Below are 23,170 nucleotides of genomic sequence, written 5' to 3' on the forward strand. Positions count from 1 at the left end.
TTTGTTGTCAGTACAATAAATTTTTTCTTGTCTAACAGCGTCCACGGCCGCTGCCAAGCCGCGTCGCTTCAATCGAAAGCCCGTAATACCATGCTTCCGCAAAAACGAAAAGGGCTGCCGCGGCAGCCCTTTTCCGTCTCTAATGCTGTCTCAAATAGTCGATATCCGCCAAAAGAACGTTGGCGAACGACGCTTCGATTTTTTTGCCGGATTGAGCCCGGACTTCATTGTCCAGAGCGTTTAACCCGTTCAACTTTTGATTGGCGTCTCCATCATGCTGCTGGATGCTGCCGATCTTCGCCAGCAAGCTGTTCGCAATGCCCGGATTCGTTATCCATCCGTTGGCAGCGGCCAATTGCACAGCTTCATCCAGGTGCTGAATATCCATCCGAACGCTTAACACATAGTGCTGCTCCGTCACATTGCCCGCAACATCCGACGCCGTGATGGCAATATCGTGGTCGCCAAGAGCGAGCGACAACGGCGCAGCCGTTACGTTCTGGCTGGCGGCTTTCCCGTCCAATGTGACTTTTGCGTCGGCGAGGCCGCTGAGCGCGTCCGTGATGACGAACGGCACGTTCACGGCATCCGTCTGATATACCGCAATGGTTACAGTGGGAGAAAGTACCGCCGTCGTCTGGACAACGGGAGGCGTCAGATCGATTTTCACTTCGGCCGATTTCGCCTGCTCCTTGTTGCCTGCCATATCCTCGCTGTAATACTTGAGCGTATGGACGCCTTCATCCATGATTGCGACGGTACGCCCTTCAGTAAAGCTGCCGTTATCGACACTATAGTACGTGCTTTTCACACCGCTTCCGGCATCCGTTGCCGTCAACTGCACGGTTTGCCCGGTTCGTTGCCAGCCGGACTTGGCGTCATCGGTCGTAACCGGAGGCGTAGTGTCTACTTGGTAAACGCGAAGCTCGGACGCGGAAGCGAAGTTGCCTACACCCGCCGTTGCTTCCAGCTTGACGAAGGCTGCTTCGACGGGAGCGAAGTTCGCTTCTTTCCAGGCGTTGTTTCTCAGCCACGCGCCGCTGGTTACCTTCGTGTACTGAGCGCCGTCTTTGCTTACATAAACATTGTAGGCGGTTATCGTGCCGTTGCCGGAGTCCGGACGGGGCAAATAATCGAGCTTGCCGATTGTATAAGTGCCGCCCAGGTTCAGGATAATCGACTGCGGCAGCGGGTCGACGTTATACCATCTGATATGCCACCACGTATTCGGGTTGCCGTCCAGCGCCAGGCCAGGCTCGTTGCCTGCTTGATAGCTGGCCGCCGACGCCGACATTTGTTTCTGCGGGATTTGGACCAAGCCTTGTTGCCCTGCGACGTTTACATCGGCACTCGCTTTGAAGCCGCCGTCCTCCGTCGTTACGGTGATCGTTGCTGTACCTTGGCCTTTCGGCGTGACGACGCCGTTCTCGTCGACCATCGCAACGCCCGGATCGCTGCTGCTCCATCTGACGGCGGCGTTTGCCGCGTTGGCCGGGGAAACCGCAGCCTCCATCGTGACAGGCGCGCCCAGGACGTTCAAGTTCAGCGATGACGGGCTTAGCGTAACCCCCGTGACCGGCGCCGTTCCGATAATCGGCAGGCCGATCAGCCTCGCTTCGCGGATTGCCGCTTTGGCGCTTGCGTCGGGTAAGCCCGTAATCGTAATTTTGGTAAACCGGCCCTGGCTGCCGAATTCGTCCTTCAAGACGGCGCCCTTCTCCGTATTTTTCGTGCGGTCCACAACCTGAATCCAGTTCGCACTGCCCGGTTCCCGGATTTCCAGCTTGTATTGGTACGCTTGATCCGGCCGCTCGAACGAAATTTCCAGTCCCTGGACCGAATACATTCGTCCCAAATCTACGGTCCAGGCATGCCCCGAGCCTGCATCCTTGGCGGACCACATCGTATCCGCATTGCCGTCGTTCGCATTCGCAGCCGGGAATGCGGGGTCCTCGCTGTCCGCAGAGGCAGGCTTCCCCTCGGAAATGACGCCGAGGACAGGCGGCGCTTGCGGCGCCTCGTACACGTCAAGCTCGGAGGCGGAGACGAAACCGCCGACGGCAGCCGTCGCTTCCAGCTTCACATATCGAGCTTTTACAGCGGCAAATTGCACATATTTCTTCAGGTTGTTCCGCACCCAACTGCCTGTGCCTGCTTGCGTATAATTCGTTCCGTCCGCACTGACGTACAGATTGTAAGCCGTAATCGTGCCGTTTCCGGCATCGAGCCTCGGCGCATAGCGGAACTGGCTGATTTCGCGAACTTTGCCCAGATCGAGCGTGATGGATTGCGGCAGCTTATCCGAACCGTCCCATTTCGTATGCCACATGCTGTTTGGGTCGCCGTCGATCGCTTTGGCGGGCTCGTTCCCCGGTTGATAGCTTTTGGCGCTCGCCGTCATCTGGCTCTTCGGAATCGGCAGCGGAACGGGGACGGAGCCGTCGCGGTATACATTCAGTTCTGCCGCAGCCGCAAGGCCGCCGACGCCGGCGGTCGCTTCCAGCCTCACATACTGCGCTTCCGCCGTAGGGAACGTCGCTGTTTTGGCCAGCTTATCGGCGCTCCATGTGCCGCTCGCTACTTTTGTATAATTGATATTGTCCATACTCACATACACGTTGTAAGCGGTTATGATGCCGTTCGTGCTCAAATACTGGATCGGCAAATAGTTCAGCTTGTTTACGGAAAACTTGGTGCCGAGATTGAGCGTGATGGACTGCGGCAGCGGCGCTGAACCGTCCAGCTTGGTGCTCCATACCGTTTCGTTGCTGCCGTCCAGAACGTTCGCCGCAGGGGCCGAAGCATCTGCGCTAGTTGCCGATACCGCAATATCCCCTTGCGGAATTTTCGTCGGATCGTTATCCGGTTCCGGCAGCGGGATGACCGTCGCGTCGATGAGCGGCGTCGTATCCGCCGCAAAGCCGGCGACTTTCAGCTCGAAGCCTTGAGCGGTCGGGAGAGACGGCGTTTTGACATGCAAGATTCCGCCTTTATCCGCCGCATCGAAGTACCAGCCGCCGGCTGCCGCGGTCCATTCCGTTTTGCCGGCAAGCTCGGGATATGCGGTTCCGCCTACGGATACGGCAGTCGGCTTCTGATGCATATGAATCTGGAACTGGTTCACGCGCTCGGCCGGTTTGCCGGCGTAATCTCCGACGCTGGGGCCGACCGCAATCGTCAAATCGCCTGTTCCCGTTACGGGAGCAATCGAAGTAATCTTCGTTTTGGCGAATTGGCCCGTCCGGTGCTGTTTCGACACCCCGTCATCCTCGTACAGCGTGAAGCTGGACGTTTGATACGGATAAATATCGAAGGTGAGCGGATTCGGCGGCGTTTGGCCGTCATAGAGCGCTTCCGGATACATCGGAATGATCGCGCCGGCTTTGACGAGCAGCGGCAGACGATTTAGCGGAGCTACATACTCATCCAGCATTTTGGCGCCGTAATGCTCCGTTCCCGTCCAGTAATCGATCCATTTGCCCTTCGGCAAATAAATGCCGTTGCGGACGGCGGCGTCCTTGTAAACCGGAGCCACGAGGAACGACTCCCCTGACATGAACTGGTACTGTGTCAGCGTGTTTTTCGTATTCGGATCGTCCGGGAATTCGTACACCATACCTCTGACAAGCGGCGCTCCCGATTCGTAAGCTTCATGCAAATACGTGTAAAAATAAGGCGTCAAACGCTGTCTTAGCTTCAAGTAATCCCTGTTATAGCTTGTATATGGCTCGCCCCAAACCCAAGGTTGCTTATCTTTGGCAGCCCAACCGGACATATTCATCAAAATCGGCGTGAACGCCTTCCACTGCAAATCGCGGACGTACGTCTGGGCGCTGCCGCCGAAAATGCCGTCAACATCGCCGGTCGCGTAAGGCATACCGGAAAGCCCGGCCCCAATCAGCGTCGGAATGTGAAAGCGAATATACTCCCAGTTGCCGGATTGGTCGCCCGACCAAACAGCCGAATACCGCTGCGTGCCGGCCCAGCCGCCGACGGACCATACAAAGCCGCGGTCCGGCCGGAGTTGTTCTCGATCCCCGTGTACGCCTGGCGGGTCGCATCGAGCGCGAAATCGTAGCCCGGACCTACCCAGGCAACGTCCAGCTTGGCAAGCCGGGTGCCGTCGACGCCGACCTCCTGCGCCATCTGGCTGACCCCGTTTTGCGTCCACAAGCCGGTATAAAAGCCTAATTGATGCAGCTGCTGCACGGTGCTGCCAAGCTGCACGTAGCCGCATCCGTAGCCGTCGTTCGGCAGCACCCAGCTCCCGGCATGTCATAGTCGCGGTACGCCTGCGCCACCTTCAACACATCCGGCGTCGTCAGCTTGCCCGGCTTCGGATTGCCGGTGTTGCTCGTATTGTAGCAATCCGCATCCCCAAGACCCATTCCCCATCTCGGAATGAGCGCCGGTTTGCCGGTCACATCCGTGTAACCGTTCAAAATATCCTTGATCGTTTCGCCGTAAAAATAATAAGCGTCGAACCGGTTCTCGTTATGCGTCAGCTGCACGGGACTGCCGAAGTCGTACGTCCCGTCCTGGAACGTGTTGCGCAGCACGCCGTAACCGGCGGTGCTCAAATAAAAGGGGGCCGGATTGGATACCGTACCGCTGCTCCAGTCGCCGTAATTTTTGGCGATGACGATTTTTCGGTCGCGGTGGGAAAAAAATCCGTTCTGCATGCCGCCGCCGTAGTAGTACTCGTCGGCTCCGCGCACGAGCTTTTGCGTCGTCGACGAGGAGCTGTAATTCAGCGGCGCACTCTCTTGCCAGACCGCAGTCGTATCGTCGCTTTTGTACATCGCGAACTTCAGCGGGCTTTTGTAGGCGCGCAGCACGAATTTGCCCGTCGACATTTTGTAATAGCTTCCTTCATCCGACCAAGTGACGGTTACAGGACCGAAATTATCCTTGATCACAATCGGTTCTTTGGGCGTCGCCGAGCTTCTGCCGGCAACGTCTTGAAAATTCCCGCCTACGCCGAGCCATATCCGCACGATGTCGTCACGGTTGAAGATCACTTTAATCTGATCGGCTCCCGACGTGATAGTAAACGTCCTGTCGTCCGTTTTTTCGAATTTCGCAATGTCCCCGACTGCCGCCGCTTCAGCCTTCAATCCGCCCAACGCCATAAATGCGCAGACCCAAATAAAAACAAGCCATCCCCAGTTCCGTTTCAGAGATATCAACGTTTACACGCTCCTTCAAGTTTTGCTTCGGTAAACCCGGCTTCGCAAACATGAAGTCCATTGCAACTGCTGGTTGCCGTTTGGCGGACCGGAAACCATCCGGATCAGCGGATATGCCAGCCCCCAGCCGCAGGTTTCACGGTCGATATGATCACTCCCTTGCCATCGTTTTTTCGGATGCCTCCTTTCAAAACCTCCCTTAAGATGGTGATGTAAAAATCTGCAAACATGTACCGCCCACTTTTATCATAGGGAATGGCCATTCATACAACCATTGATTTTCGTCCTGAAAACCGTTGTTAAAGTACTGTCTCTTGCGGGCAGCGCTGCCCAGCCTATACCCTTTTCGCAGCAAAATGGCCCCGCCGCTAAGCGGCAGGGCCATATTCTATCCGTTCTTATTCGGTTCGTCCTTGTCCTTGTCCGCGAACAGCCCGAGCTTGCGCAGCTGGGCGGCCGCTTCCTTGCTCGACGGCTTCCCCATTTTGCGCAAAATGTTGCCGACGTGCACTTTGACAGTACGCAGCGAGATGACGAACTTATCGGCAATTTGCGACTGGCTGTAGCCTTCGTCGATCATTCGCAAAATTTCCCGCTCCGTCGGCGTCACGAGGTCCTCGGTCTGCTTCTTCACGTATTCGTTCTCGACGTCGGACAGACGGCGCAGCTCGCCGCGCACCGTATCCGCCACCGAAGCGCTGATCGTCGGCCGGTTGCGGTAGGCGGCGCGAATGGCGCCGGGAATGTCCACATAATCGGACTTCAGGTGGTAGTCGACCGCTCCGGCGCGGAACGCTTCCATAATGACGTCGCGCTCCTCCATGGACGTCAGCATGATCACTTTGCAGCCGAGCCGAGCGGTAAGCTCCGCCGTCAGCTCAATCCCTTCGCGGTTATTCGCGAGCATGACGTCCATCAGCACGACATCGAACCCGCCGCCGGCAAGCGCGGCCCGCGCTTCCTCGAGACCGGAGGCGGTGACCGCCACTTCAAAATCCGGCTCCTTGGCCAAATACGCGAGCAAGCCGCGCAGCCAGTCGGGGTCGTCTTCGACGACGGCCAGACGGATGCGGCGGCCGGCGCCGCTTGCACCGAACCCCGCCATCGTATTCATCTCCATAACAATCGCCTTCCCCCTTCCTTCCGCTTCGGAAACCTTAAATAAACCGCCGTGCCTTGACCCGGTTCGCTTTCGATCTCCAGATCGCCGCCGTGTCCTTGCATCACTTTGTAGCAGTAGGCGAGGCCGAGCCCGAAATTCATTTTCGCCTTCGTCGTGAAGAACGGCTCCAGCACCCGGCGCAAATCTTCCTTGCGGATGCCGGGTCCGCTATCCTTGAACCGCACGTAATAGTCGCGCTTCGTCTCGAACAGGCGGACGTTCAGTTCCCCGCCTTGCGGCATAGCTTCAACTGCGTTCGTCACGATGTTCGTCACCGTCTCCGCCAAATGCGCGGGGTCGCCCTCGATGCGCGGCCGCACGCGGTACGACGTCTTGAGCCGGCACCCGGCGAGCAGCGGCGCCATCCCTTCCAGCTGCTCTTCCAGCAGCTCAGCCAAATCCACAGGTTCCCTGCGCAGCGCGAGGTGCTGCGTCTGGCGGTGGACGCGGCGGATCATCTCCTCCATGTGCCGCGCCGACGATTGCAAAATGCGGATGTCTTTCTCCATCTCTTCCAGCCCCGCCTCTCGCGCTTCGGCGAGCAGCTTGTCGCTGAACAGGTTCATTTTGCCGAGGTCGTTCTTGATGGCGTGGTTCAGCAGCGCCGTGCCGCTCATGACGGCGCGGAACGTCGTATCGAGTCGCCGGCGTTCGAACAGAAACTGGACCCCGAGAAAGCCGTAGCGAAAAATGGCCACAACAAACGCGAGGAACGCCGCCGCAATGATCCATACGTTGTACCGCCACATTTCGTACACGCCAAGAAGCGGAAAAACGTAATTGAGCACGGTGCACAAAATGACGGTGGGTACGATGGACCAGGCCGTCACCCGATGCATCCGCTTCAGCGCCGGTGCCGCTTCCTTCTTTGCAGCGATGAGCCACGAGCCGGCTGCTACGTACGGCAGCGCCCACAAAGACGCGTACGCGTACGGTATCGGATACACCGGCCGCAGCAGCAGCACCGTGAGCAGCGGCGGCACGAGCAGCAGCCAGGGCAAGAAGCGGCGGTATCGGTACAGCCGCGAATCGCCGCGGTAATGGACACCGAACATCATATACGTATATGGCAGACCGTAATACTGCACAAGCGAGCAGACGGTCTCCAGCACGCGCAGCGCGCGCGCCGGCTGTCCGTCCGGCATGGCGGGCAGCACCGAATCGCCGAGCAATGCCGACAGCGCGCCGGCCCCGCCGGCAAACGATACGAAGCTGAGCCAGCGAATCGACGGGCGCTTCGGATCGGCGACGAGCAGCACGACCGTGACCGTCCACAGCATGATGAGCACGTAAAGCATACAGTTCCACCTTCAAGGGCCATTTCGGTGTAGCATGTTTCGTTATATTGTAACATAGAGTTGCCGCGTCGGTTGAAACTTTCGCCGACGCAGGCTCGTTTAGTAAGATACGTTCGACAATTGCGGCATGTTACGGACGAAAGGAGCTGACCGGTATGCAGGCAAGTTTCGGCGGACCGCCGCCGCTTTTTCAGTTCATGTTTGTGCTCATTCCGACTATCGTCGTCGTCGGCATCGGCTATGTCATCATTAGTTCCTTCGTACGCTGGGCGCGCAACAACGCTTCCCCGGTCCTCACCCGCGAAGCCGCCGTCGTCGCCAAGCGGAGCAGAGTGCGAGGCGGCGGCGAAACGGGTGCGAGCACGTCGTATTTCGCCACGTTCGAACTGGAGGACAGCAGCCGCATCGAGCTGCCGCTCAAGGGCCGCGCGTACGGCTTGCTGGCGGAAGGAGACCGCGGCATGCTCACTTATCAGGGGACGCGGTATCTCGGTTTTGAGCGGCGCAGGTGACAGGTGTACAATGAAGAGGCGGGCCGGAGAGTCCGCCTCTTCATTTTGCATGAGAATAGGGTGGTGGGGTTATGGCGTTCGGCATTACGCGGCAGCAGCTCGAGGCGTGGAAGCAGGCGGTGGCGCGGGGGGAGATCGCTTTTCTGACGCATTACTGGTACGATCCGCGCTTTCCCGGCTGCCGCACCGTAACGAAGGCGGGCTGCACCGACCTGGATAAATTGGCCGCCTGGTGCCGGAAGCACGGCTTAAACCCTGCGTACATTCACCAGCGGCCGCCGTTTCCGCATTACGATCTGATCGGCCGCAAGCAGGTGGAGGTGCTCAAGGCGGAAGGGCAGCTCGAGCAGCTGCGGAAGTTTCGGCTGGAATAGCGCTGTACGCCGGAGGCGTCCGGTGCAGCGGCGGGACCGAGGCTGCGGCTCAACCCTCCTCGTCCTGCCGGAAAAGGCCGTGAATCGTCTCGAACGCAACCGGCGTATAGTCCCAATGCTCGACGCTAACGTTGACGTACTGCGGGCTGTCGTACTTTTGCCCGTGGATGTGGCCGTGAATGTTGACGTACGGCATATGTTTGTTCAAGTACATCGGCTCGTGCGACAGCATGTAAAAGCCGCCGTACACGAGCGGAAATTCGCTGACCTCGTCGAAGCCCGCCTCGAGCCACCATGTGCGGGAGCGGCCGCGGTCGTGGTTGCCGAGGATGAGCGTTTTGTAGCCGTGCAGTCGGGCCACGATGGCCGCCGTCCCGGCTTTGTTCAAGAAGGAGAAATCGCCGAGATGAAAAACGCGGTCCGCCTTGCCGACGACGGCGTTCCAGCGGTCGACCATCGTCTCGGTCATGTGCTCGATGCTGTCAAACGGGCGGGATTCGTAATCGATAATCGGGCCGTGGCCGAAATGATGGTCGGAAATGAAAAACACGTTGGGCATCGCGATCGGCTCCTTGGGGTTGTTTTCCACAATTATACTATAATTGGCGGCCGTAAGTTGAATCGCTCGCATGCATGCTTCTGCAAGTGCTGTGAGGTCGGTAGTTGAACGAGTTTACCGTCATTCTACTTGTAACCGACCGTGTAATATTTCGAAGTAAAGTGCCAATGCGCCAGACTCATCAAATCGGATGAAGAGGAAGCCTGATTCGGAAATCAGATTGCGGGAAAGCGGTTCTGCAAGTGCCTCGAAGGCAATTGCAGAGCCGCTTTCCCGCCGCCCCCCCGCTGTAGTTGCTCCAAAAGCAGCTACAGCAGCGCACGCTCACGCACAAAAGAAACAGGCTGCCCCCGAAGCGAAACAAACCGCTACAGGAACAGCCTTTTTGCCGGAAAGCACACAAATCAGCCTTTGATGGCGCCTGAGGTAATGCCTTGAATAATATACCGCTGCATGAACAGAAAGAACACGATGATCGGCACGACCGCCAGAGTTAGCGCGGCCAAAGCCAAATGCCACTCGTTCGTGTACTGCCCCGAAATAGACCGAGGAAGCAAGCGGGATGGTCAAATTTTTCTTGGAGCTCAGCGTGATGAGCGGCAGCAGGAAGTCGTTCCAGATCCAAAGCGAATGCAAAATCGCGATCGTCGTGGTGATCGGCTTCAGAAGCGGCAGCAATATCCGGAAAAATACCCCGGCCGGCCCGCAGCCGTCGATATGCGCGCTTCCTCCAGCTCCCTCGGTATGGACTTGATGAAGCCATGAAACAGGAATAGCGCCATCGGGATGCCGAAGCCCCAGTACATCATGATGATGCCGTAGAGCGTATTGATGATATGAAGATCCTTCGCCACTTTGACGAGCGGTACCATCATCGTCTGGAACGGGATCACGAGCGAGGACAGGATCATCATGAAAATGATCTGGCTCACCCGGCCGGGCGTACGCACGAGCTGGTAAGCCGCGGCCGAGCTGATGATCAGAATGCCCGCGACCGAAGCGACGGTAATGATGAGCGAGTTCATAAATACGCCGGCAAAATTGAGCTGCTTCCACACGGTCGCAAAGTTTTTGAACTGAATCGCATGCGGCAGCGCTACGGTCGACGTGATGACTTCGTTATACGTTTTCATCCCGTTGACGAACGTTAAATAGAGCGGGAAAAAGAACGCGACGGCCAGCAAAATCATAACGATTTCCACGGTCAGTTTGCCCGCGCTGTACTTGTTCTGTCTCACAGCTCCACCTCCCTGCGCTTCATGACGGCCACTTGCACAAGCGTGACGGCCGAGAGGACGACAAAGAACAATACGGCTTTGGCCGATGCGTACGTAAACAAGTTTTTCGTGAAGGCGTCGAGATAAATGTGCAAGGCCAAAGACTCCGTCGAGCCGAACGGCCCGCCCTTCGTCAAGGCGAAGTTGAGATCGAAGCCTTTGAAACCGTTCGAAATCGCCAGAAACAAATTGATGGTCATCGCCGGCCGGATGAGCGGCAGCACGATGTGCCACAGCTGCTTCCAGCGGCCCGCCCCGTCGATTTCGGCCGCTTCCAGCATATCTTTGGGCACGCCCTGCAGCGCAGCCAAATAGATGACCATAAAATAACCGGCCGAATGCCATACCGCTACGATGACGAGCGACCAAAACGCATAGCCGGGAATGCTGAGCCAGTTTTTGGCGAACAGCGCCCAGCCGGTTCCGGCGCCGATCTCTTTGAACAGCTGCGTAATGATGAACTGCCAAATAAAGCCGATAATGATCGTACCGATGACGTAAGGGAGAAAAAAGGCGGTGCGCAGCACGTTTTGCGTTTTCAGGCCCAGATTGAGCAGCAAAGCGAGCATAAGCCCGATCGCGTTCACGAGTATCGTCGTGGCCACGACATATTTGACCGTGAACCACAGCGATTTGAAAAACGGGCCGTCGCTCATAATTTTCCGGTAATTGTCCAGTCCCGCCCAGCGGATATGGCTGCTGATCCCGTTCCAGTCCTGCAACGAATACAGGATCGCCCGCAGGAAGGGGGTCAAAATAATCAGCGCGAAAAAGAGGAGCGCAGGCGACACAAACGCTGCATACGTTACGATCCGGCGAAGCTTCGTTCTCGTCATTTCCCTTCTTCCTTTCCCGGTATCAGGCTGACAGAAACAATGCATAGCCCGCCGCTTTAGGAGGGCTATGCACCGCGATGCCAATCGATCCTGTTATTTCTTCACTCTGGCGTCCCAAATGTTTTGCACTTCTTTGAGCGCCTGTTCCTTGTTCATTTGTCCGCCGACGTACGCTTGCAGCGGCTTCGCGAATTCGCGGTTGAGCCGGACGGCCACAGCGTATGCGCCCAAGGCAGCGTCTTGTTTTTCTCTACATAAGAGCTGAGATCCGCAGCCAAAGGTCCGAGGTCGGGGGAAGTTTTCAGGTCGGTGAAGGCCGGGATCAGCTTGAACGAATCGACCAAATATTTTTGGCCGTTGTCGTGCAGCCAGGTCAGGAACTTTTTGGCTTCGTCCAAGTTTTTCGAGTTTTTGTTCAGCACGTAGTAGCCCGGCACGCCGACCGGCATTTTCGTATCTTCGGCGTTGTCGGTGAGCGGAATCGCGAACATGCCCATTTTGATGTTCGGATTGATCTTCATGATCGAATCGATCGTCCAGACGCCTTGTTGCATCATAGCCGTCTTACCGGTCGCGAAATCGGACACCTGGTTGTCGTACGTCGTGCCGATCGACTCGGCGCCTTTGCCGTACTTCACGGTCATGTCCAGCACGTCGAAGAAGCCGTTCATCGCCGCGACGTCCGTCACTTTCTTCTCGCCCTTGTTGATCTTGTCGATCATGCCGACCGCGTCTTTCTCATAGGCGAACGGAAGGTTGAACAAGTGCTGGCCGAGCACCCACCATACGTTGTAAGCCTCGTTGTAAGACGGAATGCTCGCCGCCTTCAGCTTTTCGTTCACCTGCTTCAGCTCCGTCAGCGTCGTCGGCACTTTGTCGATGCCCGCTTTGGCGAACAGGTCCTTGTTGTAAATGAAGCCGTAGCCTTCGAACGCGACCGGGAAGCCGAGCTTTTTGCCGCCTACGGTCATGCCCTGCACGGCTGCCGGCGCCACCTTCGACATCCAGGGCTCATTGCCCAAATCGGCCAGACGCTCAGACCAGTCCGTAATGTCGGTGTAAGCTTTCACCATGAAAATGTCCGGTTCGTCGCCGGAAGCGAAGCGGGTTTTGTACAGCGTATCGGAATCGTTCGATACTTCCGCCTCGATCGTGACGTTCGGATGGTCCTTCGAATAATCCGCGGCCATTTGCTTGACTTTATCCGTAATCTCCACTTTAAACTGAAGCAGACTAAGCGTGACCTTCTTGTCTTTGCCGCCCTCGTTTGCTTTGTTCCCGGAAGCGGCATTGTCCTTGGCAGGCTCGTTCCCGCCGGCGCAGCCAGCCAGTGTCGTCAGAAGCAATGCGCTGATACAACCAGTGCTAAGCCACTTTTTCATGCTTTCATGCTCCCCTTCGGTTGAATGTGATGTACGCTACTCATTGTAGGGGAATCGAGGGGCGAAAAAACAGAGAATATTTTCGCCCAAAAAAGGAATCTATGAATCTCGCGGCTGTTTGCGGAATTGCAGCGGGGATAGTCCGGTATGCTTTTTGAACACTTTGCCGAAGTAGTTCTCGTCTGCGTAGCCCAATTGCTGCGCCAGCTCCGCAACCGGTATGTCCGTATGGCGAAGCAGCGACCTGGCCTTTTCCATGCGCACCTCGGTCAAAAAAGTGACGACTGTTGTGCCGTACAGCTCCTTGAACTTTTTGGCGATATATTGCGGGCTGAAATGAAAACGCTCGGACAAGGCCGAGAGGGATATATCTTCTTGAAAATGCCGGTGAATATAGTCTTTAACGGCCTGAATGCCGCGGCCCTCGAACCCGTCGCCCCCGCCTTCTTCGATCAGGCTCCACAGCTGCCCGACCAGCATGTTTTCCCATTCCTTCAAGTCGCTGATCCAGAGCGGGATAAACAGGTCCGCCGAATCGTTCTCGTTCGAATGGACCCTGCGCATCTGGTTCAGCAGCAAATTGGCTTCAATCGTGCAAGCTTGCAAATCTTTCAGCTGAAGGCTGCCCCGCTGGCGCAAAGCTTCCGCGAATGAGCGGACGATTTCCGCCGCGTATCGTTTATCCGCATTTTTCAGCGCGGTCCTCATGAGCAGGCTTTGATCCGCCAGGCTGGGCAGCTCCTTCACGGGCCGGCTCGTTTCCGCCGGGGACAAAAGCTCGCATTTGAGCAAAGCTGCCCGCGCGGCGCCGATGGAAGCCGGAAGCTTGTCCGCATCGGCGGCGAATTCGCATATCCCCGTCAAAGTCCGAAAGCCGACGGTCGATTCCCACGCCGACACCACTTTGCCCGTATACCGTTTGTGCCGGTCGGCGGAATCCGCGCGCCCGCCCTCAACCGTTAACAGCAGCCACTGATAGTCGTCCAGCCGGCATAGGTAATAAGCCCCGTACTCGCGCAAAATCTCTTGGGCGATATTGTTCGCCGCAAAAAAGAACAGCTCGGCATCCCCGTAAAAACGGCGCTCCACCAGCTCCGTCCGGTTGCGGAGAAGCAGCATGGCGGCGCGGATGCCGCTGCCGGCCAAGCCCACTTTGCCAAGCGCGGTGCGGATGCCGTCGTGAAAGGGGGCTTCCCCTTTGAAGTACATAGCCAGCTTCTGCTCATACAAAATGGCATCCGCCCGCTTGAGGCGATTCTCGGTCTCCCATGAATGAAGCTGGCTGTTTTCCAGCTTCCTCCAGGCGCTTATCGCCCGTTCCAGCGCTTGCTCCAAGTCTTGTTTCCGGAAAGGCTTCAGAATATAGTCAACGGCGTTCGCTTTGATCGTAGCGCGGGTATAAACAAAGTCGTCGTAGCCGCTCACTACGATGATCTGCGTGTTCCAGCCTTCCTCTCTGATGATGTTCAGCAGCGTCATCCCGTCCATGCCCGGCATATTCATATCGCAAAACAGCACGGCGGGCTTATGGGCGCGAATCAGCTCGATCGCCTGCTGTCCGTCTTCCGCAAACAGCAGCTCCAGGGGGCCGAATTCGGCCCAATCGACCGCCAGCTCGATCCCTTCCCGCACATGCTCTTCGTCGTCGGCAATGAGCACTTTCAATCGGCCCGCCCCCCTTTCTCTTCCGCGTCGATGTCAATCTGCAGCGCAATGGCCGTCTCTTCATAAGGCTTGCTTGCAATTTCCCACTTAAATCGGCCGCCGAAATAGAGGCGAAGCCTGTACAGTACGTTAATAAGCCCGATACCGCCTTCATTTCCGGACTGCAGCTCAAAATTGGCGTACTCCCGGCCGATTTCCCCGATAGTTTCGGCATCGAAGCCTTTGCCGTTATCGCAGACGCGAATGCTCAGCTTCCGGTCCAGCTCGATCCCGACGGCAATATGCAGCGGGCCGGAGCCGCGTCCTTTCTCGAAGCCGTGCACGATGCTGTTTTCCACCAAAGGCTGCAGGATCAGCTTGGGCACAGGCACCTTTAACGCTTCATCCGGGCAAGTTATGGCGTACGAAAGTTTATGTTTAAAACGTCCTTTCTGCAAGGACAAGTAATGCTCGATATGCTCGAGCTCCTTTTGCAAAGGGACGATTTCCGTTTTCAAATCCATGCTGTACCTGAGTATGGCGCCGAGCTCGGCAATTTTGTCGTTGATGTCCGGAGCGCCGTGCCGCAGCGCCAGCGTACCGATCGATTGCAGCGTGTTGTACAGGAAGTGCGGATTGATTTGCGCCTGCAGCATTTTTAATTGCGCCGTTGCCAGCTCGAGGCGATTGCGGTATTCCCGGTTCATCAAATCGTCGATATTGCGGACCATCGTTTGAAAGCGGCTTTCCAGCACGCCCAGCTCGTCCTTCCGGCCGGTGGTCGTATTGACGTCGAAGTTGCCCGTCTCGACGCGGGCGATGCTGCGGAGCAGCCGTCTGATCGGGGAAATCGTAGCATACGACAAAATAAACGCAAACAAAATGACAAACCCTACGGCCATGATTTGAATGACGAGAGACCGGTTCAACGTCTGTTTCGCCGAATCGTCGATGGCCGCTCTCGGGATAAACTTGACGAGTGTCAGAGGCAGACCCATATAATCGTCTTTCACGTAGGTGAAGACGCCCTTTTTGCCGTTCAGCTCCCCATCCAGCGAGCCTTGAGCGGCACCTTCGGCAAACGCCGGATGCTGCGGCGCCAATGACGGATCGGAGCTGTACAGCTGCTCGTTATCGCTGCGGATATATAGAAATACGGCGCCTCCGGAAAAGGAGCCCGCCTGGGACTGCAGCAGCCTGCCGATTTCGTCCAGGCCGACATACAAAGTCACCAGGCCGATCACCTTCGGGCTCGGATAATCGATAAGCAGCTTATGCAAAACGAGGACGCGCTCCTTGCCGAGAGCGGCGACCTCGTAGCTGTGCTCGGCATCCCATCTGTCGTTTTCCGTATCGGGTATCGTCCCTACGCTGCGGAAATCCCCGCCGATCGTATTGTCGTTCGTTTTAAAAAAAGTTTGGCCGCCGAGCGTCGTGCTTATGTAACGCACGGCCCGAAATTCGCTGCGGTTGCTGTAAACCGCGTCGACTTGATTTTTGATGTACAGCAGTTCGGAGGGGGACACTTCGGAAGATCGCAAGTATCTCATCAACGTCTGATCTTGATAGAAGAGGACAGAGCTTCGGTTCAGTTCGTGCAAGTACCGCTTCACGTTCTCCATGTTGATGACCATGACGTCCTGATTCAATTGGATCACTTTGCGCTCCACGGAGCCGGAAGTGGTAATAAACGAAATGACGTTCGACAACGAATAAGGGATGACGGCCGAAATCAGCATGCCGACCAGCAATTTTGCGAACAAGCTCCTTTTCAGCCAAGCCATGATGCGTTTCATTCGCTCCTTTGATGCCCGCGGTCAAGCAGGACAAAATGCTTTGCAGTCGGTTTGCCAAATGGCGGCCATACTGGCGCAAGCTGCCGCCGCATCCCGTATGGACCCGGGAACGGCGACAGCTTACGGGGTTCACTGCTGCAGCTGATACAAGGCGACCGACAGGCCGGCGTAATCGCCGACCTGCTCGCCGAGCCCCGCGGGTACGATCTCGCACGCGCCGAGGGCGACCGACAGCGCTTCGCGGCGCAGCACCTCGAGCGCGAACGGCTCGAGCAGCTCCCGCTGCCGGCCGAAAATGCTGCCGATCACGATGCGCTGCGGGTTAAGCGTATCGACCAAAATCGCCAGCGCTTGCCCGAGCCGGCGGCCGACGGCGGCGTAAATGTCGATGGCGAGCGGGTCGCCGGCGCGAGCCGCTTCGCCGACCGTCTGCGCAGAGACGGCGTCAAGCCCGGCGGCCGTGCGGCAAAAGCCCGGCGGATCGCCGGCAGCCAGCCGCTCGGCAGCCAGCGCCCGAGCGAGGCGGGCAATGCCGCCGCCCGAGCAGAACCCTTCGAACGAGCCGGCTTTGCCGTAGCCGAGCGGTCCGTCTTCCGCAAGCCGGATGTGCCCGACTTCGCCGGCCATGTCGTTCGCTCCGGCGTACAGCCGGCCGCCCAAGATGAGCCCTGCCCCCATGCCCGTTCCGACAGTGAGAAGATCATATGCTCGCAGCCTTGTCCCGCGCCCCACTGCCATTCGGCCAAGGCGCACGCGTTGGCGTCGTTCTGCAGCCCTGTCGGCACGCCGTAGCGCTGCCGGAACGGGCTGACGACGTCGATTCGGTCCCAGCCGGGCAAGTTCGGCGGCGACAGCACAAGTCCCGTGCGGCTGTTCAGCGGTCCGCCGCAGGAAATGCCGATGGCGGCCAGCGGCTCAAGCCCGGGGGAGTGCTCGGCCAGCAGCTCGCCGAGGGCGGCGATGAGGCACTGCAGCGTCTCTTGCGGCGACTGCGGCGTAGCAAAACGCCGCTTGCCCAGCGGTTCGATGCGGCCGCCATCCGCCGCTCTGCCGAGACTGACGGCGCATTTGGTGCCGCCGATATCGATTCCTGCCAGCAGCGTCATGACGGAAACAGCGCCTCCTCCAGCTTGATGCAGATCGCATGATAGATCGGCAAATGCCGCTCCTGAATGTCAGGCGTGCTGTCCCACGGGACGCGGATCGTCACGTCGCACAGCTCCTTCAGCTTGCCGCCGCTGCGCCCGGTGAAACCGATCGTCCCGAGGCCGAGCGCCTTGGCCACTTGCATCGCGCGGACAACGTTGGCGGAGCTGCCCGAAGTGCTGAGCCCGACAAGCACGTCCCCCGCTCGGCCATAGCCGTACACTTGCTGCGCGAACACCATATCCGCCGCCACGTCGTTGCTGAAAGCGGTGGCAAGCGCCGTGTGGCTCACGAGCGAAATCGCCGGCAGCGCGCCCTGCAAATGATCGGCGAGGTAGCCGGCATCGTCCGGGAACAACTGCTGCAGCTTGCCGCGCATCGCCGCCGGAATCGGCCGTTTGGACATAAAACCTTTCATCAGCTCGCCGACGATGTGCTCGCAATCGGCAGCGCTGCCGCCGTTGCCGCACAGCAGCGTCTGCCCGCCTTGCCGGTACGACACTTCCAGCAGCCGCGCCGCCTGCTCGATGTCGGGCAGGCAAGCTTCAAGCTCAGGGTATTTGGCCGTCAGCCGCGCAAAAACATCGCACATAGCACGCAATGCTCCTTTTCGGTCAGTCTGGTTTTGCTAACCTTTTCAGCTTAAACTCCGGTTGTTCGCGGAACCCAGGTTGAGAAGCCACTGTGTCAGGCAGGGCGAACATGGTTTGCTTAACAATGTGGGCGAACAGTCCTTGTCTTGTCTTGTCTTGTCTTGTCTTGTCTTGTCTTGTCTTGTCTTGTCTTGTCTTGTCTTGTCTTGTCTTGTCTGGTCTTGCTTGCCTTGTCTGGTCTTGCTTGCATGGTCTTGCTTGTCTGGTCTTGCTTGTCTGGTCTTGCTTGTCTGGTCTTGTCTGGCCTTGTCCTGCTTGCCTAGCCTTGTCTAGCCTTGTGCTGCTTGCCTTCCTTGTCCTGCTTGCCTAGCCTTGTCTTGCCTTTTACTACTTGCCTTCCTTGTACTGCTTGCCTTCCTTATCCTGCTTGCATTCCTTGTCCTGCTTGCATTCCTTGTCCTGCCCCTACCTTCGCTACCTGCCTTCCTTGCCTTCATTGCCCTGCCTTACCTTCGCTACCTCCCTTTGCCATGCCTCTCTTCGGTTAACGGAAATTTGTTCCGTTATCGGCCGATTTCCCGGGTATTTCCCGAAAATAGCGGAACGGGAGTACGTTATTCCCACAATTTTTACGGAAATCGCTCTTGTTCCGGACCGATAGCGGAACCACGTTCCGTTAAAATGCAGCCGGTACCCCTCAATCCGTGCAATAGCGGAACTACGTTCCTTTAAGGCTGAGGCTGCCGGGGAAAGTCGCGCCGCAACATGGGCGTATCGAGCTCATGCCGAATCGCACTCCTGTTCAAGCCCCGCCGCTATAAGCCGCCGGCATCGGCCGGGCCCCGCTATCGGCGCTGCTCCCCGCCGCCGCTATCGGCCGCCGGCATCGGCTGGGCCCCGTTTGTCGGCGCTGCTCCCCACCGCCGCTATCGGCTGCCGACATCGGCCAGGCTCCGCTTGTCGGCGCTGATCCCCGCCGCCGCTATCGGCTGCCGGCATCGGCTGGGCCCCGCTTGTCGGCGATCCTCCCCGCCGCGTCTTCCGGCAAAGAGACGGCGATGACTTGCACTCCGGTTTGGCGGATGTCGTTCAAAATGGCCGGGTCGACGAGTTCGCTCGTAATGAGAATGTCAACGTCCCGGAACCCGGCGAATGAAATGAGCCCTTGCTGCTCGAATTTGCTATGATCGGCGACGATGACGATCTTTTGCCCGGCGGCGACCATCGCCCGTTTCACCTCGGCCTCGTACAGGTCGGAGCTGGTAAAGCCTTTGCGTTCGGTGATGCCTGACGTCCCCAGGAAGGCGAAGTGAGCGTTATATTTTTGCAGCTCGATCTCGGCCTGCGGGCCGACGAGGCTCATCGACTTCTTGACCAGCTTGCCGCCCATGACGAACACGGACGTCTCCTCATTGTGGCTGCACTCTTCCGCAATGTTAATGCCGTTCGTAACAACCATCAGGTTCGGAACGCCACGCAAATGGCGGGCGATGCACCATGTCGTGGAGCCGGAGTCGAGAATGACAATCTGGCCCTCCGATACGAGCGACGCCGCCATCCGGCCGATGGCGTCCTTCTCTTCAAAATATTGAAACTTGCGCTGCTGCACCGGCGGCACGTTCGGGGCCGCGTTTTGCAGCTCCTCGACGAGGATTGCGCCGCCGTAATTTTTTTGAATGATGCCTTCCCGCTCAAGCTGATTCAAGTCGCGCCGGATCGTCTCCTCCGATACGTTGAATTCCTTGACGAGATCGGCTACTTTGACGCTACGCTCCTGAAGCACAATCTCTTTGATTTTGTTGCGCCTTTGGACTACGATCATGCGTCCTGGCCCCCTAGCGACGTATTTCTATTAATTCGGTCGAGTTTTGTCGGTTTCTATTATAACATGCGGCGTTTCGCCGGTGGAAACCGATGTGTAGCCATTTTTTTTATTAGGCCATCGGCTGCTTCGCATCGATAAAATGCAAATGCTCAACCGGCAACCAAGTCCGGCTATGCAACACCCGCCCGGGCAGCCGGCTCCGGCCGTTCCCATGCGCCCGATCGAGCCACTTACGCGAACTCGATCAGATCCGTTTCCGTCACCGCGGCATCCGGGTTCGCCGGGATGCGCAGCGTTTTGATTTCGCATGGGCCGAACGCCGTCTCGATCGTGCGGTTCCATTTCGGCAGGCGGATCGTCGCTTTCGTTGCCGTGCGGGTCGTTTCGTAGGCGCGGACGATCAGATCGTCGCCCTCCTCTGCCTTCTTCACTACGCTGACGACGACGTTATCCTGATCGACCGACAGGAACGAATCGCGCTGCGGCAGCGGGCCGGCGTGATACGTCTCGATGATCGTCACCGGACGGCGGTTCAGCTCCCACGCACGCTTGACTGTGCCGGCCTGCTCCCAGCTGCCTTCGTGCGGCAACAGCCGGTAGCGGAACGTCTGGATGCCTTGATCGATGAAGGAATAATGGCCTGCCGGATCCGGCACGAGCGGATCGTGATGGGCGTAAATCGGGCTGCGCAGTACGGTGAGCGCCAGCTCTTTGTTCATGATGCTGTAGCTGTATTTCGCGTCGCTGATAAGCGATAGGCCGTACGTTGTGCCGCCTTCGCGCAAAATGCCCCCGTAGTCGACCCAGCTTTGTCCAGGCTCCTCCTCGCCGTTGTGCTCGCGCTCCTTGAAGCCGTACGGAATTTCATATGTCTGCTTCGTCATCATAAGGTTAACCGGGAAGACGAGCTTCAGCATTTTAAAATGCTCCCGCCAGTCGACCGTCACCTTGACGTCGATATAATCGAGCTCGCGGTACATCGAGAACTCCTGGATGATCGTGGACCGGCCGTACTCGCCCGTCACGCGGATCACCGATTTGACCGGACCATGCTCGACGCGCTGCACGCTGCAGGCGGTCATGTCGCCGACCACATTTTGAAAATGGAGCACGTTGTGGCTCCACGTATCGGAGTTGTCTTCGATGACTGCGGGGCGCGCGGCCGGGCCGCGGAACACTTCGCAGCCTGCTTTCTTGTCGAACAGGCTGGAAATGAAACCGGTGTTCGGATCGAATTCGAGGCGGAACCGGTCGTTTTCGAGCGACGTATTCGTCGCCTTGACGGCCGGCGGATTCAGATGCGAAGTGTCCTTTGCGCTTTGAGGCGCGTTCGGACCCGGGGCCGCAATCGCGCTGGAGCCGCTCACGAGCCCCGGCGGCGTGTGCATTTTGTAGAGACGGTAGCCAAGCGCCGGCAGCTCGGCGACAAAGCTGAGGCGGTACCGCCCGCCCGATGTCGCCAGCGGCTGCACGAGCTGATACGGCACCTCGGCACCGGTCTCGTCGGTCAGGACGCTCGCATCGCGTATGCCTCCGATTTCGAGCTCGACGTTCACGCGCGTCGCCCACGCGTGCGGGTTGAACACGACGATTGGCTTCATGCCTTCCTCGTGCTCAATGCCAATGTTCCACGACAGCGACTGCAGCGCGTAATTGAGGCCACGCTCGGCAATCGACATCGCTTCGCCGTGCTGGTTGCGGGCGTCCTCGTACGCCGCCTCGAGGCTTGTTCCGGCGAGAATGTCGTGGAACTGGTTGAACAGCACGTTTTTCCAGGCGCGGTCGTAGTCGCGCGGGTACGGCTGGCCGGTAACGCGCTCGGCTATAATCGACCACGCCTCGGCGGCAAGCAGCTTGTTTTCCGCTTCGCGGTTCCATTTCTTGATGCCCGAGTGCGCCGCATAGCAGCCGCTGGCGTGGTGCTGCAAATCGTCGTGGACAACCGGGAGCGGGAGCTCGCGCTTCTCCATATGCTCGAAATAGTCGTTCGGGCCATCGAAGAGGATGGTCGGGAATTCCGGGTCGGCGTTCATTCGGATGAGGCTCAAGATGTTTTCTTTTGTAGGACCGCCGCCATGGTTGCCGACGCCGTAAAACACCATCAGCTCGTCGACCGGCTCCTTCAGCTCGGTCATGCAGCGGCGGACGTGCTTCTCCAGATCTTTTCCCCATGTGCAATATTCAAACGGGATGCGGTACGTCAACACGCGCGAGCCGTCGTCAGATTCCCAATGGAACAGACGGCCTGGCAGCCCTTTCTCGTTCGGCATCGGGCGCATGAACACGTAGTACGGCATCCCGCTTTTGGCGAGAATTTGCGGCAGCATGCCGTGATGGCCGAAGCTGTCGACGTTGTAGCCGACCTTAGCGGCCACTCCGAGCTTCTCTTTAAAATAGCGCTGGCCGTACAACCCCTGGCGCACAAACGATTCGCCGCCCGGAATGTTGCAGTCGGGCTGAATCCACCAGCCGCCGACGACTTGCCAGCGTCCTTCCTTGACACGCTGCCTGATTTCGTCGAACATGCGCGGATCGTTGTTTTCGACCCATTCGTACATCGCCGCCGAGGAGCACGTGAACACGAAGTCGTCGTACTCCTTCATCCGGTCGAGCGCCGAGCGGAACGTCGCTTTGACTTCCTGAAAGCCTTCCTGCCATTGCCACAGCCATACCGGATCGATGTGGCGTTGCCGATCATGTGGAATTTGCGGTTTTTCATCCGTATGCTCCCCTGCCTTTTTTGGTATTGGTATGTTGCGGTTAGCCTCTTTGCTTTGTGCTGCTTAAAGTGTATAGCGCTCTTAATACCGGAACGTCTCGCAGAACGGCTTGAACCACGGGTTAAAATAGACTCCGAGCTGCTTGCGCGCTTCGGCGACTTTGGTCTTCGCGTCGTAAACGAGCGTCGGCGGCAAATGGCCGAACGTCAGCAGGTCGAAGTCGTGCCCAAGCAGCTTGTCGAGCGACTGCGACCATGCCTCGAGATCCGAGCCGACGCGGGGGTGATAGCCGCCCCATAGCGTGTCGCCGGCGATGAGCACGCGGCCTGCATTTGTATCGAGCAGGAACGAGACGCTGCCGGGTGAGTGGCCCGGGGTATGCAGCACCGTCAGAGCGAACGCTCCGGCGCGCACCGTCTCGCCGTCCTGCAGCAGTCCGGCGACAGGCAGCGGCGGGAACGGCTTGCCGTACAAAAACGCCGCGGTCCGCTCCGGATCGCCCTGCTCCACCTGCGCCCGGTCCGCCTCGTGAATGTACAGCTCCAGCATGCCGCCATGATCGGCGCGGAGCGAGGCGAAGCCGGACAGATGGTCCCAGTGGCCATGGGTGGCCAGCACGCGGCGAATGTCGCCCGGCGCAATGCCGAGCGCAGCCAAATTGCGGCGCAAGTCAGGGTAGCCTTCGCTGCTGCCGCAGTCGATCAGCACCGGCCCAGCGCCGCCAGTCAGCACGTACGCGCTCGCATCCCACGGGTGCGTCAGCTTGTCGCCGCCGACAGCGTAAAAGTTTCAGCCAGCTTACGATATGGGCCATAATGGAATTGCTCCTTAGGGAATTGTATCGGAATCGTTCGAGC

At 58.2% G+C, this 23,170-nt stretch carries 17 protein-coding genes and 1 pseudogene; 2 read left to right on the forward strand and 16 right to left on the reverse strand.

The features are described from left to right. Window positions 1-139: 139 nt before the first annotated feature. The 4 genes from SD70_RS33025 to SD70_RS08540 all read right to left on the reverse strand — a co-directional run bounded on the left by SD70_RS33025 (window position 140) and on the right by SD70_RS08540 (window position 7,649). Complete coding sequence (locus tag SD70_RS33025; protein ID WP_082053218.1) at window positions 140-4,279, reverse strand: discoidin domain-containing protein; 4,140 nt, start codon at window positions 4,277-4,279, stop codon at window positions 140-142. Beyond that, on the reverse strand, window positions 4,188-5,189 hold the full coding sequence (locus tag SD70_RS33035; protein ID WP_052487187.1) for an alpha-glucosidase domain-containing protein: 1,002 nt from the start codon (window positions 5,187-5,189) through the stop codon (window positions 4,188-4,190). Before SD70_RS33035 ends, SD70_RS33025 begins: the two co-directional genes overlap by 92 nt. Window positions 5,190-5,577: 388 nt before the next feature. Continuing rightward, on the reverse strand, window positions 5,578-6,309 hold the full coding sequence (locus SD70_RS08535; protein WP_231571115.1) for a response regulator transcription factor: 732 nt from the start codon (window positions 6,307-6,309) through the stop codon (window positions 5,578-5,580). Next, window positions 6,300-7,649 carry a sensor histidine kinase gene (locus tag SD70_RS08540; protein ID WP_041047171.1) on the reverse strand — a complete coding sequence of 450 codons (1,350 nt, stop codon included), beginning with the start codon at window positions 7,647-7,649 and terminating at the stop codon, window positions 6,300-6,302. The genes SD70_RS08535 and SD70_RS08540 overlap by 10 nt, the downstream gene beginning before the upstream one ends. Window positions 7,650-7,804: 155 nt before the next feature. Here SD70_RS08540 and SD70_RS08545 point away from each other — a divergent pair, with 155 nt between their 5' ends. Together SD70_RS08545 and SD70_RS08550 are read left to right on the forward strand one after the other, a co-directional pair. After that, window positions 7,805-8,161 carry a DUF2500 domain-containing protein gene (locus SD70_RS08545; RefSeq protein ID WP_041047172.1) on the forward strand — a complete coding sequence of 119 codons (357 nt, stop codon included), beginning with the start codon at window positions 7,805-7,807 and terminating at the stop codon, window positions 8,159-8,161. Window positions 8,162-8,232: 71 nt separating this feature from the next. Further along, entirely contained in the window at window positions 8,233-8,535 is a 303-nt protein-coding gene (locus SD70_RS08550) for a hypothetical protein (RefSeq protein ID WP_041047173.1), read from the forward strand. Between the two features lie 49 nt (window positions 8,536-8,584). Here SD70_RS08550 and SD70_RS08555 read toward each other — a convergent pair whose 3' ends face one another. From SD70_RS08555 to SD70_RS08605, 12 genes and pseudogenes are all read right to left on the reverse strand, one after another. Continuing rightward, complete coding sequence (locus tag SD70_RS08555) at window positions 8,585-9,094, reverse strand: phosphoesterase (protein WP_041047174.1); 510 nt, start codon at window positions 9,092-9,094, stop codon at window positions 8,585-8,587. 324 nt (window positions 9,095-9,418) lie between these two features. Continuing rightward, a complete protein-coding gene (locus SD70_RS39730) occupies window positions 9,419-9,772 on the reverse strand; it encodes a hypothetical protein (protein WP_331436743.1) in 354 nt (117 codons plus the stop codon). After that, window positions 9,757-10,332, reverse strand: coding sequence for a carbohydrate ABC transporter permease (locus SD70_RS08560; RefSeq protein WP_331436744.1), 576 nt, complete (start codon window positions 10,330-10,332; stop codon window positions 9,757-9,759). Before SD70_RS08560 ends, SD70_RS39730 begins: the two co-directional genes overlap by 16 nt. Beyond that, window positions 10,329-11,207 carry a carbohydrate ABC transporter permease gene (locus SD70_RS08565; protein ID WP_041047175.1) on the reverse strand — a complete coding sequence of 293 codons (879 nt, stop codon included), beginning with the start codon at window positions 11,205-11,207 and terminating at the stop codon, window positions 10,329-10,331. The genes SD70_RS08560 and SD70_RS08565 overlap by 4 nt, the downstream gene beginning before the upstream one ends. A gap of 152 nt (window positions 11,208-11,359) precedes the next feature. Further along, window positions 11,360-12,589, reverse strand: a complete 1,230-nt coding sequence (locus SD70_RS08570) for an ABC transporter substrate-binding protein (RefSeq protein ID WP_052487188.1) — start codon at window positions 12,587-12,589, stop codon at window positions 11,360-11,362. A 99-nt stretch (window positions 12,590-12,688) separates the two neighbouring features. Next, window positions 12,689-14,248, reverse strand: a complete 1,560-nt coding sequence (locus SD70_RS08575; RefSeq protein ID WP_231571119.1) for a response regulator transcription factor — start codon at window positions 14,246-14,248, stop codon at window positions 12,689-12,691. 2 nt (window positions 14,249-14,250) lie between these two features. Then, the gene (locus SD70_RS33040; protein WP_052487189.1) at window positions 14,251-16,029 is read right to left on the reverse strand and encodes a cache domain-containing sensor histidine kinase; all 1,779 of its coding nucleotides are present in this window, start codon (window positions 16,027-16,029) and stop codon (window positions 14,251-14,253) included. A 129-nt stretch (window positions 16,030-16,158) separates the two neighbouring features. Further along, window positions 16,159-17,135 (reverse strand): annotated as a pseudogene (locus SD70_RS40255) (ROK family protein). Then, on the reverse strand, window positions 17,132-17,767 hold the full coding sequence (locus SD70_RS08590) for a D-sedoheptulose-7-phosphate isomerase (RefSeq protein WP_041047177.1): 636 nt from the start codon (window positions 17,765-17,767) through the stop codon (window positions 17,132-17,134). The pseudogene SD70_RS40255 and the gene SD70_RS08590 overlap by 4 nt, the downstream one beginning before the upstream one ends. Window positions 17,768-18,750: 983 nt before the next feature. After that, window positions 18,751-19,590 carry a DeoR/GlpR family DNA-binding transcription regulator gene (locus tag SD70_RS08595; protein ID WP_052487190.1) on the reverse strand — a complete coding sequence of 280 codons (840 nt, stop codon included), beginning with the start codon at window positions 19,588-19,590 and terminating at the stop codon, window positions 18,751-18,753. A gap of 233 nt (window positions 19,591-19,823) precedes the next feature. Next, window positions 19,824-22,346 carry an alpha-mannosidase gene (locus SD70_RS08600; protein WP_331436748.1) on the reverse strand — a complete coding sequence of 841 codons (2,523 nt, stop codon included), beginning with the start codon at window positions 22,344-22,346 and terminating at the stop codon, window positions 19,824-19,826. 48 nt (window positions 22,347-22,394) lie between these two features. After that, window positions 22,395-23,075 (reverse strand): MBL fold metallo-hydrolase, encoded by a 681-nt coding sequence (locus SD70_RS08605; RefSeq protein ID WP_082053219.1) that lies wholly within the window; start codon window positions 23,073-23,075, stop codon window positions 22,395-22,397. Between the last annotated feature and the right edge of the window lie 95 nt (window positions 23,076-23,170).

This window comes from Gordoniibacillus kamchatkensis, assembly GCF_000829455.1.
GTDB classification, from domain to species: Bacteria; Bacillota; Bacilli; order Paenibacillales; family NBRC-103111; genus Gordoniibacillus; species Gordoniibacillus kamchatkensis.

Excerpts from the sequence above, each read along its gene's own strand:
- SD70_RS33025 (WP_082053218.1), bottom strand. The coding sequence starts at position 4,279 with ATGACATGCCGGGAGCTGGGTGCTGCCGAACGACGGCTACGGATGCGG.
- SD70_RS08535 (WP_231571115.1), bottom strand. The coding sequence starts at position 6,309 with ATGGAGATGAATACGATGGCGGGGTTCGGTGCAAGCGGCGCCGGCCGC.
- SD70_RS08540 (WP_041047171.1), bottom strand. The coding sequence starts at position 7,649 with ATGCTTTACGTGCTCATCATGCTGTGGACGGTCACGGTCGTGCTGCTC.
- SD70_RS08545 (WP_041047172.1), top strand. The coding sequence starts at position 7,805 with ATGCAGGCAAGTTTCGGCGGACCGCCGCCGCTTTTTCAGTTCATGTTT.
- SD70_RS08550 (WP_041047173.1), top strand. The coding sequence starts at position 8,233 with ATGGCGTTCGGCATTACGCGGCAGCAGCTCGAGGCGTGGAAGCAGGCG.
- SD70_RS08555 (WP_041047174.1), bottom strand. The coding sequence starts at position 9,094 with ATGCCCAACGTGTTTTTCATTTCCGACCATCATTTCGGCCACGGCCCG.
- SD70_RS08565 (WP_041047175.1), bottom strand. The coding sequence starts at position 11,207 with ATGACGAGAACGAAGCTTCGCCGGATCGTAACGTATGCAGCGTTTGTG.
- SD70_RS08570 (WP_052487188.1), bottom strand. The coding sequence starts at position 12,589 with ATGAAAAAGTGGCTTAGCACTGGTTGTATCAGCGCATTGCTTCTGACG.
- SD70_RS33040 (WP_052487189.1), bottom strand. The coding sequence starts at position 16,029 with ATGAAACGCATCATGGCTTGGCTGAAAAGGAGCTTGTTCGCAAAATTG.
- SD70_RS08590 (WP_041047177.1), bottom strand. The coding sequence starts at position 17,767 with ATGTGCGATGTTTTTGCGCGGCTGACGGCCAAATACCCTGAGCTTGAA.
- SD70_RS08595 (WP_052487190.1), bottom strand. The coding sequence starts at position 19,590 with ATGATCGTAGTCCAAAGGCGCAACAAAATCAAAGAGATTGTGCTTCAG.